Annotated in this window: 10 protein-coding genes and 2 pseudogenes; 10 read left to right on the forward strand and 2 right to left on the reverse strand. The window is 31.7% G+C overall.

What is annotated here, in order from left to right:
• The first annotated feature begins 1,160 nt into the window (after window positions 1–1,160).
• From adhE to psyc5s11_RS09195, 9 genes and pseudogenes are all read left to right on the forward strand, one after another.
• Window positions 1,161–3,746: a bifunctional acetaldehyde-CoA/alcohol dehydrogenase gene (adhE, locus tag psyc5s11_RS09155; protein ID WP_224038160.1), complete on the forward strand. Its 2,586-nt coding sequence runs from the start codon at window positions 1,161–1,163 to the stop codon at window positions 3,744–3,746.
• Window positions 3,746–4,060, forward strand: a pseudogene (locus psyc5s11_RS09160) (FCD domain-containing protein); the annotation flags it as partial. The gene adhE and the pseudogene psyc5s11_RS09160, both read left to right, overlap by 1 nt.
• A 527-nt stretch (window positions 4,061–4,587) precedes the next feature.
• Window positions 4,588–5,376 carry an electron transfer flavoprotein subunit beta/FixA family protein gene (locus psyc5s11_RS09165; protein ID WP_224037291.1) on the forward strand — a complete coding sequence of 263 codons (789 nt, stop codon included), beginning with the start codon at window positions 4,588–4,590 and terminating at the stop codon, window positions 5,374–5,376.
• 76 nt (window positions 5,377–5,452) lie between these two features.
• Window positions 5,453–6,643, forward strand: coding sequence for an electron transfer flavoprotein subunit alpha (locus tag psyc5s11_RS09170; protein WP_224037292.1), 1,191 nt, complete (start codon window positions 5,453–5,455; stop codon window positions 6,641–6,643).
• A 3-nt stretch (window positions 6,644–6,646) separates the two neighbouring features.
• Entirely contained in the window at window positions 6,647–8,050 is a 1,404-nt protein-coding gene (locus psyc5s11_RS09175; RefSeq protein WP_224037293.1) for an FAD-binding oxidoreductase, read from the forward strand.
• 145 nt (window positions 8,051–8,195) lie between these two features.
• Entirely contained in the window at window positions 8,196–9,335 is a 1,140-nt protein-coding gene (locus psyc5s11_RS09180) for an acyl-CoA dehydrogenase (protein ID WP_224037294.1), read from the forward strand.
• A gap of 204 nt (window positions 9,336–9,539) precedes the next feature.
• Window positions 9,540–9,932, forward strand: a complete 393-nt coding sequence (locus tag psyc5s11_RS09185; protein ID WP_224037295.1) for a PHP domain-containing protein — start codon at window positions 9,540–9,542, stop codon at window positions 9,930–9,932.
• A gap of 51 nt (window positions 9,933–9,983) precedes the next feature.
• Window positions 9,984–10,085: pseudogene (locus tag psyc5s11_RS09190) on the forward strand (ClbS/DfsB family four-helix bundle protein); the annotation flags it as partial.
• Window positions 10,086–10,531: 446 nt separating this feature from the next.
• Window positions 10,532–10,702, forward strand: coding sequence for a hypothetical protein (locus tag psyc5s11_RS09195; RefSeq protein ID WP_224037296.1), 171 nt, complete (start codon window positions 10,532–10,534; stop codon window positions 10,700–10,702).
• 577 nt (window positions 10,703–11,279) lie between these two features.
• Here psyc5s11_RS09195 and psyc5s11_RS09200 read toward each other — a convergent pair.
• A complete protein-coding gene (locus psyc5s11_RS09200; protein ID WP_224037297.1) occupies window positions 11,280–12,662 on the reverse strand; it encodes an MATE family efflux transporter in 1,383 nt (460 codons plus the stop codon).
• Between the two features lie 167 nt (window positions 12,663–12,829).
• Window positions 12,830–13,471, reverse strand: a complete 642-nt coding sequence (locus psyc5s11_RS09205) for a MarR family winged helix-turn-helix transcriptional regulator (protein WP_224037298.1) — start codon at window positions 13,469–13,471, stop codon at window positions 12,830–12,832.
• Window positions 13,472–13,751: 280 nt separating this feature from the next.
• Between psyc5s11_RS09205 and psyc5s11_RS09210 the strand changes: the two genes are divergently transcribed.
• Window positions 13,752–13,970, forward strand: a complete 219-nt coding sequence (locus tag psyc5s11_RS09210; RefSeq protein ID WP_224037299.1) for a hypothetical protein — start codon at window positions 13,752–13,754, stop codon at window positions 13,968–13,970.
• Window positions 13,971–14,698: the final 728 nt, after the last annotated feature.

The following is a 14,698-nucleotide window of genomic DNA, read 5'->3' on the forward strand; positions in this document are numbered from 1 at the left end:
CAAGTATATGATGGTATTGGTTTATTATTTTTGATTGTGAATTAAACCTATTTAAATAAATTATGAAAATAACAAGTTCAACTATATATTGTAGGGAACTTGTTATTTTTTTGATAGTGCCTTAATCAAGAACTATATATTGTCAATATAAATTCTTCGCCAAGCTCTTTAAGAGTTGGTTTTTTATTTGAAATTGAAGTCATATTAAATAATGAAAATATATTTTAGGCTGTTGTTTAACCTTGAAAATGATATAATTTTATTGATTTTTGGTTTACTATATCTTGTTATTTCTCATTCATTAAAGTTAGAACCATTTTAAGATTTACAGCCAATATTGCCATTGCTCCTTGCAATTTCATGCCAACTAGACTGAAGATGATTCAACATCATATCTTTCATGATCTTCGCAATAAACTTTACCAGTAACATAGTCTTAATATGCCTATAAGTTTAACACCAGCATTTTTACCGTATGTCGGTATTTTTCTTTGATGACCTTTTATAAACCAATTCTTCTGTATTGTCCGATAAACCATGATATCCTTTCAAATATAAATTAAAAAGAATTAACAATATAGGTAAGTAATCTCATAATTGTTTTTTTGCGGATTGTTATAATTTGGAAACTGATTGAAAATATATAATAGATCAATGCTTTTCCCAATATAAATGAAAGTTAAAATTTTATCAATAAAGTACTTTGAAGAAAGCTTTAATTTTATAGGATAATTATAAATATTATCTTACTAGGATATAGATTTTAGGATTATAAAGTAATAATTAGAAGATTTTATGATAAAAACGTTATAAATCAATTGATTTTGGGTTATTTTTCAAAAAATTCAGTCTATTTTCACCCTTGATTACCATAATAAAGTCAGCTATAATTACATTAAGCGCTACAATAAATAATGCCAAGATAGTTAAATATTTAACAAATAAATATAGTTATGTTTTAGAATATTATTAAAATGCTATGAAAATATTTCAATTTAAAGAAAAGTAACGAATATTTTCTTTAAAAAATCAAAGATACTGTTTGATATTTAACAAACAATATCTTCCGCTGAATGAATCTTATTAGAGGAATTATAAACACAATTTATTAAATTGAAAGTAAGTTCATGTATTAAATCTATTTAAAGGAGAGAGCGATGATGAAAGTTACAAATGTCCAAGAATTAATGAAAAAATTACAAGAAGTAAAGAATGCTCAAAAAGAATTCTCAACTTACACACAAGAACAAGTTGATGAAATTTTTAGACAAGCAGCTATGGAAGTATCAAATTACAGAATTAGCTTAGCTAAAATGGCTGTAGAAGAAACTGGAATGGGAATATTAGAAGATAAAATTATTAAAAATCAGTTTGCTTCAGAGTATATATATAATAAGTACAAGGATGAAAAAACTTGTGGAGTTATAGAAAAGGATGAAGCATTTGGTATGACTAAAATTGCAGAACCAATAGGCGTCGTCGCAGCTATTATTCCAACAACTAATCCAACCTCAACAGCAATTTTCAAGACTTTAATAGCTTTGAAAACTAGAAATGGTATAATAGTAGCACCACATCCAAGAGCAAAAAAATCAACTATAGCTGCGGCCCAAATAGTTCTTGATGCAGCAGTTAAAGCTGGCGCTCCAAAAGGAATAATAGGATGGATAGATGAACCAACAGTTGAACTTTCGCAAATTTTAATGAGAGAAGCAGATATAACACTTGCTACAGGGGGACCTGCAATGGTTAAAGCTGCATATTCATCAGGTAAGCCGGCATTAGGTGTTGGTCCTGGAAACACACCAGTTATAATTGATGAAAGTGCTGAAATAAAGATGGCTGTAAACTCAATACTTCTTTCGAAAACCTTCGATAATGGGCTTATCTGTGCCTCTGAACAATCAATAATAGCATTGGATTCAGTATATGATGAGGTTAGAAGCGAATTTGATAAAAGAGGCGCATATATACTTAATGCAGAAGAAATAGATAAAGTTAGAAAAACAATATTTATAAATGGAAGCGTAAATGGGAAAATTGTAGGTCAATCAGCTTTTAAAATAGCTGAAATGGCAGGGGTTAAAATTCCGAAAACAGCTAAAGTACTTATCGGAGAAGCGGAATCTGTCGGAGTAGAAGAACCATTCGCACACGAGAAGTTATCTCCTGTACTTGGTTTGTATAGAGCCAAGAACTTTGATGATGCAGTAGAAAAGGCGAGGAAACTTCTTGAATTAGGGGGATTAGGACATACATCAGTATTGTATGTAAATTCAATGACAGAAAGAGCAAAGATAGATAAATTTGGTGATGCCATGAAGACAGTAAGGACTTTCATTAACATGCCAGCATCACAGGGTGCTAACGGAGATTCATATAATTTTCAAATAGCTCCTTCTTTTACATTAGGTTGTGGTTCATGGGGAGGAAATTCTATATCAGAAAATGTTGGACCTAAACATTTATTAAATATTAAGAGCTTAGCTGAGAGGAGAGAAAATATGCTTTGGTTTAGAGTCCCAGAAAAGATTTACTTTAAATATGGATGTCTTGGATTTGCATTAAGAGAATTAAAAGACATGAATAAAAAGAAAGCCTTTATAGTAACTGATAAAGTCCTTCAAGAATTAGGCTATGTAGATAATGTTACAAAGGTTCTTGAAGAAATAGGAATTAGCTATAAGATATTTGCAGAAGTAGAATCAGATCCCACATTGGCTACAGCTAAAAAAGGCGTTAAAGAAATGCTTAGCTTTGAACCAGATACTATTATAGGAATTGGTGGTGGGTCACCAATGGATGCTGCTAAAATCATGTGGGTATTATATGAACATCCAGAAGAAAAATTTGAAGACCTTGCTATGAGATTTATGGATATAAGAAAGAGATTGTATTCATTCCCTAAATTAGGTGTCAAAGCTATGATGGTTGCAATACCAACAACTTCCGGTACAGGTTCAGAAGTTACTCCATTTGCGGTTATAACTGATGAAAAATCAGGGGCGAAATATCCATTATCGGACTATGAATTAACTCCAGATATGGCTATAATTGATACTGAATTAATGATGAATATGCCAAAGGGATTGACAGCAGCATCCGGTATAGATGCTTTAATTCATGGTATAGAAGCTTATGTATCAGTGATGGCATCAGAATATACAAATGGACTTGCACTAGAAGCAATAAGATTAGTATTTAAATACTTACCACAAGCATATGAAGAGGGTTCAACTAATGTAAAAGCAAGAGAAAAGATGGCACATGCTTCAACTACAGCAGGTATGGCTTTTGCTAATGCGTTTTTAGGAGTATGTCACTCAATGGGACATAAGCTAGGCGCAGAATACCATATACCACATGGAGTAGCTGTCTCATTATTAATTAATGAAGTTATAAGATTTAATGCTGTGGAGGATCCGATAAAACAAACTGCATATCCACAATATAAATATCCAAATGCTAAATTTAGATATGCTAGAATTGCTGACTACTTAAACTTAGGCGGAAAAACAGAAGATGAGAAGGTTGAATTATTAATTAAAGCTATAGAAGAATTAAAAGCGAAATTAAATTTACCAAAAACTATTAATGAAGCAGGAGTTACAGAGAAAAAATTCTATGCGACTCTAGATCAAATGTCAGAACACGCTTTTGATGATCAATGTACAGGTGCAAATCCAAGATATCCATTGATAAGTGAAATCAAACAAATGTTTATAAATGTTTTTGACAAAGTTTAATATTAGATAAAATGTATATTGCGAGAAATGAAGAAGAAAGTCTTGAATTTGATATTAAATTTCATTATTTAATTTCGAAATCATCAAGAAACGTATTACTGATTAATGTCCTTGAAGTTATATCACAACTTATGGATGAATTCATTCAGAAATCTAGAATGCAGATTTTGCATGAAGGAAACACTAAAGAAAGTTTATTAGGAATACATGAAAATTTAGCAAGAGCATTGAAGTGCAGGGATGAATCAAAGGTTTGTGATGCAATGAAAGAACATTTTAATCTGATTAGGAAAGCCTATGGATATGATAAATAAATTTATTTTATAAATCTAAGGATATTTACTGGAATTATCAGCATGATTTAAGTTATGAAGGTAATTCCAGTATTTTATTTGTTATTTTATTAACAAGTAAATCCAAAAAAAGTAAATTTAAGCTTAAACATCAATTTTTTTTTAAAATTCAACTAAATCTTATAATATGAAAAGCGCTTAATAATACAAACTTAATGAATATAAAACATGTAAACATTTGTATGTTAAAAAAATAACAATACTTTACAAGAAATACTTTAATAGTTATAATCAAGTTAAGTTATAAATTGGTATGACCAATTTATAATTGGAATGACCAAAGGATGTAAGATGGAAAGCTCAAAATTGCAGGTGATAAAGCTTGCCACAGGGCATTTGTGATAACGTTTTTAATTGTTATAGCAGGAATAATAGTGCTTTTTTGTAGTTCCATATTTGGATTTTGAAATAAAAAGTTAATGAACTTTGCTAACCACAAGTTGTGATAAGTGAATTTTAAATATAAATTATTAGGAGGAAAAAGTATAATGAATATTTTAGTATGTATTAAACAAGTACCAGGAACTTCAAAAGTAGAAGTTGATCCAGTTACAGGAGTGTTAAAGAGAGATGGGATAGATTCTAAAATGAATCCATATGATTTATATGCATTAGAAACAGCATTAAAAATTAGGGAGAAAAAAGGCGGAACAGTTAAGGTTTTAAGTATGGGACCTAATCAAGCATTAAGTGTAATTAGGGAAGCTTATACAATGGGAGCTGATGAAGGCACCTTGTTATCTGATAGAAAGTTTGGTGGCGCAGATGTTTTGGCTACATCATATACAATTTCTCAAGGAGTTAAAAAGATGGGGGATTTCGAACTTATAATTTGTGGGAAACAAACCACAGATGGTGATACAGCACAAGTTGGATCTGAAATGGCAGAGTGGTTAGATATACCTCATGTAGCTAATGTTAAAAATATAATGGAAGTAGAAGATTCGACAATTACAGTTGAAATGGACATGCCTGAGAGTATTGAAACTGTAAGAATAGAATACCCATGCCTAATTACTGTAGACAAGGGTATCTTTGAACCAAGATTACCTTCATATAAAAAGAAATTAGTAACTGAAAATAGGAATATAGAAATATTAAGTCTTAATGATTTTGATGATAAGGATGAAAAAAATTATGGACTTAATGGCTCGCCTACTCAAGTTGAAAGAATATTTCCACCAGATGTTAATGATGATAGGGAAATGTGGAATGGAAGTTCAAGTGAATTGAGTGAAAGAGTAGGGAATAAATTAAAAGCGTTAAAAGTTATTTAGATAAAACACTAAGAATGTAAATAGTATTGTCAAATATTCTTAAATTAAATGGAAGATTAAAGAGGAGGAAGAAATTATGGCAAAATTAGTTGTAAATCAAGAAAAGATAATAAATATTGAAGAATTAATGAAAGTTTGCCCTTTTGGGGCTATTGAAAATAATAATGGAACAGTTGAGATAAGTGGAGCCTGCAAAATGTGTAAACTTTGTGTTAAAAAAGGTCCTAAAGGTGCAGTTGAATATATAGAAGAGGCAATTGAGGAAATAGATAAGAGTGCATGGAAAGGTATTGGTGTTTATGTTGACCATGTAGATGGAGATATACATCCAGTTACTTATGAACTAATAGGAAAAGCCAGAGAACTAGCAGGTAAAATAAATCATCCGGTTTATGCAGTATTTGTAGGAAAGAATATTTCTCATAAAGCAGAGGAACTTTTACACTATGGAGTAGATAAGGTTTTTGTATATGATGAGGAAGAATTAAAATATTTTAGAATAGAACCATATACAGCTGCTTTTGAAGATTTTATAAAAAAGGTAAAGCCAACGGCTTTATTAGTTGGAGCAACTACTATAGGAAGATCATTGGCACCAAGAATTGCGGCTAGATTTAAAACTGGACTTACAGCTGACTGTACTATTTTAGATATAAAAGAAAATACAGATTTGGTTCAAATAAGGCCTGCTTTTGGAGGAAATATAATGGCTCAAATAGTTACTCCTAATTCAAGACCACAACTCGCAACTGTTAGATACAAGGTTATGACAGCTCCAAAAAGAAGTAAAGAAATTAAAGGCGAGATAGTTCCTTGCCGTATAGACAAAGAAAAACTAAAATCTGGAATAACAGCCCTTGAAATAAAGAAAAAAGCATCAGAAGTTGGAATAAGTGATGCAGAAGTAATTGTAGCAGCTGGAAGAGGAATTAAGTCAGAAAAAGACTTGGACATGGTTAAGGAATTAGCTAAAGTTTTGAATGCAGAATTTGCATGCACTAGACCACTAATTGAAGCTGGATGGGTTGATGCAAAAAGGCAAATAGGGTTGAGTGGAAGAACAGTAAGACCAAGACTTATAATAGCTTGTGGAATATCTGGAGCAGTTCAATTTACAGCAGGAATGAATAATTCAGAGTATATATTTGCTATTAATACAGATGAAAAAGCACCAATATTTAAAGTGGCTCACTATGGAGTTGTTGGGAATATGTATGAAATAATTCCACAACTTTTAGAAAAAATAAAAATGGATAAGGAGGCATAGGTTATGAGTTACAAAGAAGTTGAATTAAAAGACTACGAATATATATTATCTATTGCAGAAAATGATAAAGAAAGAGTTTTATTTAAGGAAAATATAAATGAGGATTATAGTCATGATGAATTAGGTGGAATTAAGAAAATGCCTGATATAGTAGTTCAAGCTATAAATTCTGAAGAGATTTCAAAAGTTATGAAGTATGCTTATGAAAAGGGAATACCTGTGACTCCAAGAGGTTCTGGTACTGGGCTTGTTGGTGCAGCAGTTCCACTTGAAGGTGGGATAGTTATAGATCTTAGTAGAATGAATAAAATGTTAGAACTAGATGAAGAAAATCTTACACTAACATTAGAACCAGGGGTTTTACTTATGGAAATAAGTAAATATGTTGAAGAATTTGACTTGTTTTATCCACCAGATCCAGGAGAAAAATCGGCAACAATTGGTGGGAATATAAGCACTAATGCAGGTGGAATGAGAGCTGTAAAATATGGAGTCACTAGAGATTACGTAAGAGGTCTTGAAGTTGTACTTCCAAATGGTGAAGTGGTAGAACTTGGAGGAAAAGTTGTTAAAAACAGTTCAGGATATTCATTAAAAGATTTAATGGTTGGTTCAGAAGGTACTTTAGGAATAGTTACAAAAGCAATTTTAAGATTGTTACCACTTCCTAAAAAAGCACTAAGTTTACTTATACCTTTCGAAAGTCTTGAAAGAGCAATAGAGACTGTTCCGAAAATAATTAAATCGAAGTCAATACCAACAGCAATTGAGTTTATGCAAAGAGAAGCAATAGTAGCAGCGGAAGAATTCCTAGGAAAGAGTTTTCCAGACAAATCTTCAGATGCATATCTTTTATTAACTTTTGATGGAAATTCTACAGAAGAAATTGAAAAGGATTATGCAAATGTTGCTAATATTTGCTTGGAATCTGGAGCGTTAGATGTGTTGATTTCAGATACAGAAGAGAGACAAGAATCAATATGGTCAGCTAGAGGCTGTTTTCTTGAAGCAATTAAAGCATTAACTACTGAAATGGATGAAGTTGATGTTGTTGTACCAAGAAATAAAATTGGAGAGTTTGTAACTTTTACTCATGAACTTGAACGAACAGCTAATATCAGAATAAAAAGCTTTGGTCATGCTGGAGATGGAAATTTACATGTTTATATATTAAGAGATGAATTGAATGAAAAAGAATGGCATACAAAATTAAGAGAAATTATGCAAGTAATGTATGATAAAGCTAAAGAATTAAAAGGACAAGTTTCAGGAGAACATGGTATAGGTTTTGCAAAGAAAGGATATTTAAAACAATCACTACCAGATCAATGTATGAATATAATGCAAGGAATAAAATTAGCTTTTGATCCTAAAAATATATTAAACCCTGGAAAGGTTTGTGAATAAAGTAAATAAAATTGCTTCTTATATGAATCCAGGTAAAGTATGCTGTAAAGTAGAGTAATTAATATAATAAGATACAATTAAAATGCGAGCTATATCCCACAAAATAAAAAAGGAAATGTAAAAAAGAGGAAGATAGAAGATTAAAATGAATTTTAAACAAGATGAAAATCATGAACAATTACAAGAAATGTATAGAGAGTTTGCAGAAAATGAGGTAAAACCAATTGCAAAAGAAATAGATGAAAGCATGCGTTTTCCAGAAGAAAATGTAGCAAAAATGGCTGAAATGGGCTTGCTTGGAATTCCATTCCCTGAAGAATATGGCGGAGCTGGAATGGATACCTTAAGTTATATACAATGTGTAGAAGAATTATCTAAATGTTGCGCTACTACAGGTGTTATAGTTTCAGCACATACAAGTCTTTGTGCAACACCAATTTACACATATGGTACAGAGGAGCAAAAAGAGAAGTATTTAAAACCACTTGCTTCAGGAGAAAAATTAGGAGCCTTTGGATTAACAGAACCTGTTGCTGGAACTGATGCTTCTATGCAAAAGTCAACAGCAATACTCGACGGAGATCACTATGTATTAAATGGAAGCAAAATTTTTATTACTAATGCAGGCTATGCAGACATATATATTGTTTTGGCTATGACAGATAAGACTAAAGGAACAAAAGGTATTTCAGCATTTATTGTTGAAAAAGATTTCCCGGGATTTTCAGTTGGAAGTCATGAATTAAAGATGGGAATCCGTGCATCTTCTACATGCGAATTATTCTTTGATAACTGTAAAGTTCCAAAGGAAAATCTTTTAGGAGAAGAAGGCAAAGGATTTGGCATTGCAATGGCGACTCTTGATGGAGGTCGTATTGGTATTGCTGCACAAGCTCTTGGTATTGCAGAAGGCGCAATAGAGGAAACTGTAAAATATGTTAAGGAACGTGTTCAATTTGGACGTGCTATTTCACAATTCCAAAATACACAATTTGAATTAGCACAGATGCGTGCAAACACGGAAGCTGCGAAACTTTTAGTATATCAAGCTGCATGTGCAAAAGATGATCATGAAAAATTTACACATTTAGCTGCTATGGCAAAATTAATTTCTGCTAGAAATGCTACTGATGTAACTAATCGTTGCTTACAATTATTTGGTGGTTATGGATATACAAGCGATTATCCAATTGAAAGAATGATGCGTGATGCCAAAATAACAGAAATCTATGAAGGAACATCAGAAGTTCAAATGATGGTAATTTCAGGATGGATGCTTAGATAATATCAAACAATTAATATGCTCTCTAGTTAAACACATGAAAAAATAATGGACAAGTATATGATGGTATTAGTTTATTATTTTTGATTGTGAATTAAACCTATTTAAATAAATTATATTTTATTGAGAGTTTACGTAAAGTAAGCTCTTATTTTTGTGGTAAAATGTACTTATAATGTACATGATTAGATACTAGGTGTAATTTAAATGAATGAAGAATTAAAAATATTTTTTCAGAACTTAATTTCTTGTATGAAAAATAAAAAAGTATTTTTTGTTTCACATCCTGATGATGATAACACACCATTAGATTATAAAAAATTGGTTATGGCTGCAAAACAGTATCATGTTGCATTAGAAGTAAATAATAGTTCTTTATTAAAGAAAAATAGGCGACTAAATTGTGTGGAGAATTATAAGAAAATGCTTACTCTTTGTAGTCAATATAGGGTGCCAATAATCATCAATTCTGATGCTCATGATCCAAGCTATGTGGGTGATTTTTCTGAAGCATATAAACTATTAAAAGAATTAAATTTTGATGAGGAATTGATTCTAAATACAAGTATTGAGAAGTTCAAAGCTTTTATTGGTTACTAATTTAATAAATTCCAATTTAAGGCTGAGTAATATAAATAGTAATTTGATTTGTCTAATTGGGCAATATGGAAGTGGCCTCATATCAGTACTGTTGCACCATTCAAGTCCTTCAGAACAAAAATACGAAAGTGGAAAATCGCATTATTCCTTTGAAATTGAATAATGTGATTTTTTTGTTGCGTAATATATTTGAAAGTGTATAAGAGATATATATAAATAATTATACTAATGCAGAGGGTGTAGATTTGACGTAGTAAATAAAAGAACCTGTTCTTTGAAAATTGAATAATGCGGTATTAACAAAATATGTTATAATTAATGCATAATGGTAAATAAGAACTAATTACAAATATAGAAAGGATATTTTTGATGAAATCAACATTCATACTATTATAGGCTGCCATCACTAATTTTGCTCTATTAGTTGCCATTATAATAGTATTATTTAAAGAAATAAACAGTTAGATAAAAAGGTTGATATCATTTTAAGCGAATTAGATGAAAAAGGTATAAAAATGTAAATTACAGATCATTTATATACTGTGGAGATATATCAATTCGAATTAAAAGTAATCTTTAAGGAAAAGGGGGAGAGAAAGATGATATCATTAGTAAACGCGCTTATTCTTTTAGCACTTATAATGGCTCTATTTTTGGCTGTTATTGCAATAATACGAGGATATAAAGGTATGAAGATGAACAAACGTTTTGATACATCTGATAAAAAAATAAAAGTTGGTTATTTGTTGCTTTCAGCTATACATATGTGAGTGGGCATTTCGATAACTTTGTGTTATTTGATTGCGGGAGTATTGATTTTGAATAAATTATAAGGGATGTGATGTGATGGTCTTTTTAATTTTTCTACCATTTATTGCGGCTATAATTGGAAGTATTATCGTTCTTATTTGTTTTATAGGAACATGCTTAATAATTATCGGTGGTACAGGCATAGCAATGAATAAAATATACCCGAAACAGATGGAAACGAAAAATAGTGCATAAAAACCTTTATTTAATACAAGCTCAATAATTTTAGGAATTATATTTATATTATTCCCTTTAGGATATGTTTTATCTGGAATTATTTTTTCATTATCATCAAAATAAATATAATATAGCAGAGTATAGATGCCTAAATTGCACGTAGATTATTAAATAAAATCAGATTAAGTAGAAATATTTGGTCTGATTTTATTTTTTAATTTGGAGAACCTTCTAGGGCTATAAGTTCTCATAGGTTACATAAAAAAATAGGTATCGATAAATGATAATTAACATTTTATTGATACCTATTTCACATAATATAGAATTCAGATGAATGGTTTCATTCCAATCACCACACCTCTAATTTATAACAAAGTTATTCTGTGCTTTTAGGGCTGGATCTTTCATTGAAGGATCTTTTGTAAAGCGAATCCACAGTCCAAATCCGATTATACATGTAATAACTTGAGCTATAGTTATTGACCAAATTACACCATACAAACCCCAAAAGATATTTCCGGCTATCATGGTTGGAATTAATAACACTCCTTCCACCATGGACAAGATAGAAGCTTCTTTTTCTCTACCTGTTCCCTGAAATATTCCTATGAAAAGTCCTGAGAGGCTGACGAACAAGGAAGATATTAAAAATGCCGCTAATGTAATGACTCCAACATGGATGACCTGTGGGTCTTTGCTGAAAAATTCAATCACCTGTGTGCGGAAAATCATAATTATCACGGTTATGATAAGAGTTAAAACGGTAATATACAACGAGGTTGTTTGGATGATTTTTTTCATCCTTTTGATATTTCCCGCTGTAAAAGAATACGCAATTAGAGGTATAACTCCCATGAATAAACCCATACCGATGAAATCAGAAATCTGTGCCACCCTCATGGAAATTCCAAACGCGGCAACTGCGTAATCTCCATACTGGATGGAAAAGTTATTGAGCAAAAGTGTTGAAACAATCATAAATAAACTTTGTATAAGCACGGTTATTCCAATTTTAAAGATCCCGCCAGTGACCTCTAGATTGGGTTTGAAGGCCTTTGGGGATACAGTCAGAAACAGGCTTTTCTTTTGCAGATAAAAAACATAGTAAAGTACTGCACAAATGTTACCCACAACGGTGCCCATAGCCGCTCCCGCCACTCCCATATGGCACGAAAAAATTAGAATAGGGTCAAGTATGATATTGATAATAACACTGATGGTCATTCCATACATTGATTCTTTGGAAGCACCTTCTGCACGGACGACTTCCCCCAAAGCAAAATTTGCAATTACAATAGGACTTCCCATCAATAATACCAGAATAAACTCCCTGGTTGGCTGCATTGTATCACCTTGAGCACCCAACAACTGCAGCATTGGATGGAGGATAGGGAAGCAAATAATTATAAATAGTAAACCTGCAATTAAACTAAAATAGAACGTCACGGAAGAAACAGTTTTTGCTTCATCATGCTTTTTTTCACCCAATAAGCGTGAAATATACGTACCGCCTCCGACTCCAAAAACATTTCCGATTGCCATTTGAATAGTCATAAAGGGCAAAGCTAATGCTACCGCCGATAACATCTGCGTCTGGTTAAGTTTTCCGATAAAAAAAGTATCTACTAAGGAATAGACTACACCCAAGCACATTCCGAGCATCATCGGTAACGACATATGCGCAATTGCTTTCCAGATAGGTGAGTTTTCAAAATAATAAGTATTTGAATCTGTTTGGTTCATAAAAAATCCTCCTCGTAAACTTAGAATTATAAGTATTATGTTGTAATTTTAATTTATTCCAAAAATAAATGGTCAAATTTAAGCTAGTCAAAGCGATGTCCATCATCGTCTTGTCTACCCCCATGGATTTCTCAACGGGGTGTTATGATGATGGAATTGCATAATTCTTATTCTTCGTCAGTTTTTTTTGGTGATGGGGCAGGATGTTCTTCGTGTCCTAGGTTCATTCCGGGACGATGCTCGAATGGCATGTAACCAGGATGTCGACCAAAAGGCATCTTTTCGTGATGATTCCGAGCCATTTTTAAACGATCGTCAAACTGATTGACTCCACGTTGGCGCGGGTCGAAAACGGGTTCGGGCTGTTCGCCACCAATCTGAGATTCAAGCATTTCGATGATACGCCTAAGATAACCGCTCAAATTATTTTGTTCTTGTTCGTTCAAACATTCAAACAGTTTGTCAAAGCTGAATTCCTGCTCAGTTGTACCGATTGTCTCGATTCCCTCTTCCGTGAGCTTAATATTCATAACTCGTCGGTCAGTTTCCGATGGTGTACGAGTTATGTATCCACTCTTCTCCAACTTAGAAAGAATCTCTCCCAAGGATTGGGGCCTCATGTCTAGCAAGTACGATAAATCTTTTTGGCTAATTTCAGGCTGCATCTTAAGGATAGTTAATACTCTGCCTTGCCCTCTAGTTGGATCACCCATAGGGCCATGATGCGTATGATTTTGCTGATGGTATCGGTGAAATAACCACTGGATGCGTACAAATTCTTCTATTAAGTCGATTTTATCTTCATTCATTTTAAATTCCTCCATTTATTGGTATCAAGTATTTTGTAAGGTACCTTATGATTAAATAATACAGGTACCTTATTAATTTGTCAACAGTTTTTAAAAGGTACCTTCATAATAATTTTTCCACATAGAATTTATGTCGCTCTCTCACTAAAAATAAAGGACGTAGTAAATAAAAAAACATGTTCTTTAAAATTTGAACTTTTTTTCAAACGCGAATAATTTATATTTAAATTCCAGACAATAACTATAAACAATGTTTATTGTTTGGAGGAGATTTTTATTTATGAAAGAAATACTCACTTTAATTGTTATTATAAATCTCATTGGAATAATAATTGGATGCGGGACAGGTACTAGGGAAGCTATACTAACAAATAACTCAATAGAAAAAGATAGATTGGAAATAATAAAAGAAAAAGCAGTAATAACTGTTGCAGGACCACCAAAGGAGACCCCATTTTTTTTAATAAATCCCGAAACAAATGAGTTAGTATCCCTATAATTTTTAGAAATATTATGATTTAAAAAAGGGGGTGATCTGTTGTTTAAAAACGCGTAAGAATAAGTTGAAGTGGGTACCTCTCATCACACTCGTCTTAAGAGCATAATAAAGGCGATGTATATTTCAAAATCATTAATAACAGATGAAATAAGTAAACGAGATTAATAGTAATATTAAGAATAATCCATCTTGAAATAGCAACATTAAAATAAACAAAACTAGAAATATAGCACTTAATAAAGATTGAATTGCATAATAGCAATTCAATAAAAATCTTGTTGATGTGGAAGGAAGAACGAGTTATACTCAGGAATATTAAAGCAACTTGGATATGGACCAAAAGAATACTTTTCAACAAATATTGAATTATCTGATGAATTAATTAATGCTCTTATAAATAGAGAAGTGAATTTTATAGGGATAGATATGAATGGGGCACAAAACCAGCTAATCATCTACGTATTGTGCTGATAGAGGAGTATTTATTATTGAGAATCTAGATAACTTAGATCTACTTCTCGAGAAAGCAGCTGACAAACAATTTACAGTATATACTTTCCCAGTAAATATGAGCGAATTTTCAGGGCTTCCTTGTAGGGTGATTGCTGAAATATAGAAAGATGATATTTTTAGAATTATTAAAATTAATTTAATTTTTTTAAACATTATAAATCGATAAAAATAAATAGAGGATTGTAAAATCGCATTATTCAAGTTGAATTTGCGAT

The organism is Clostridium gelidum (genome assembly GCF_019977655.1).
Lineage (GTDB): Bacteria > Bacillota > Clostridia > Clostridiales > Clostridiaceae > Clostridium > Clostridium gelidum.

Coding starts and splice junctions, on each gene's coding strand:
- psyc5s11_RS09185 (WP_224037295.1), top strand. CDS start 9,540: ATGAATGAAGAATTAAAAATATTTTTTCAGAACTTAATTTCTTGTATG.
- adhE (WP_224038160.1), top strand. CDS start 1,161: ATGAAAGTTACAAATGTCCAAGAATTAATGAAAAAATTACAAGAAGTA.
- psyc5s11_RS09165 (WP_224037291.1), top strand. CDS start 4,588: ATGAATATTTTAGTATGTATTAAACAAGTACCAGGAACTTCAAAAGTA.
- psyc5s11_RS09175 (WP_224037293.1), top strand. CDS start 6,647: ATGAGTTACAAAGAAGTTGAATTAAAAGACTACGAATATATATTATCT.
- psyc5s11_RS09205 (WP_224037298.1), bottom strand. CDS start 13,471: ATGAATGAAGATAAAATCGACTTAATAGAAGAATTTGTACGCATCCAG.
- psyc5s11_RS09180 (WP_224037294.1), top strand. CDS start 8,196: ATGAATTTTAAACAAGATGAAAATCATGAACAATTACAAGAAATGTAT.
- psyc5s11_RS09170 (WP_224037292.1), top strand. CDS start 5,453: ATGGCAAAATTAGTTGTAAATCAAGAAAAGATAATAAATATTGAAGAA.
- psyc5s11_RS09195 (WP_224037296.1), top strand. CDS start 10,532: ATGATATCATTAGTAAACGCGCTTATTCTTTTAGCACTTATAATGGCT.
- psyc5s11_RS09200 (WP_224037297.1), bottom strand. CDS start 12,662: ATGAACCAAACAGATTCAAATACTTATTATTTTGAAAACTCACCTATC.
- psyc5s11_RS09210 (WP_224037299.1), top strand. CDS start 13,752: ATGAAAGAAATACTCACTTTAATTGTTATTATAAATCTCATTGGAATA.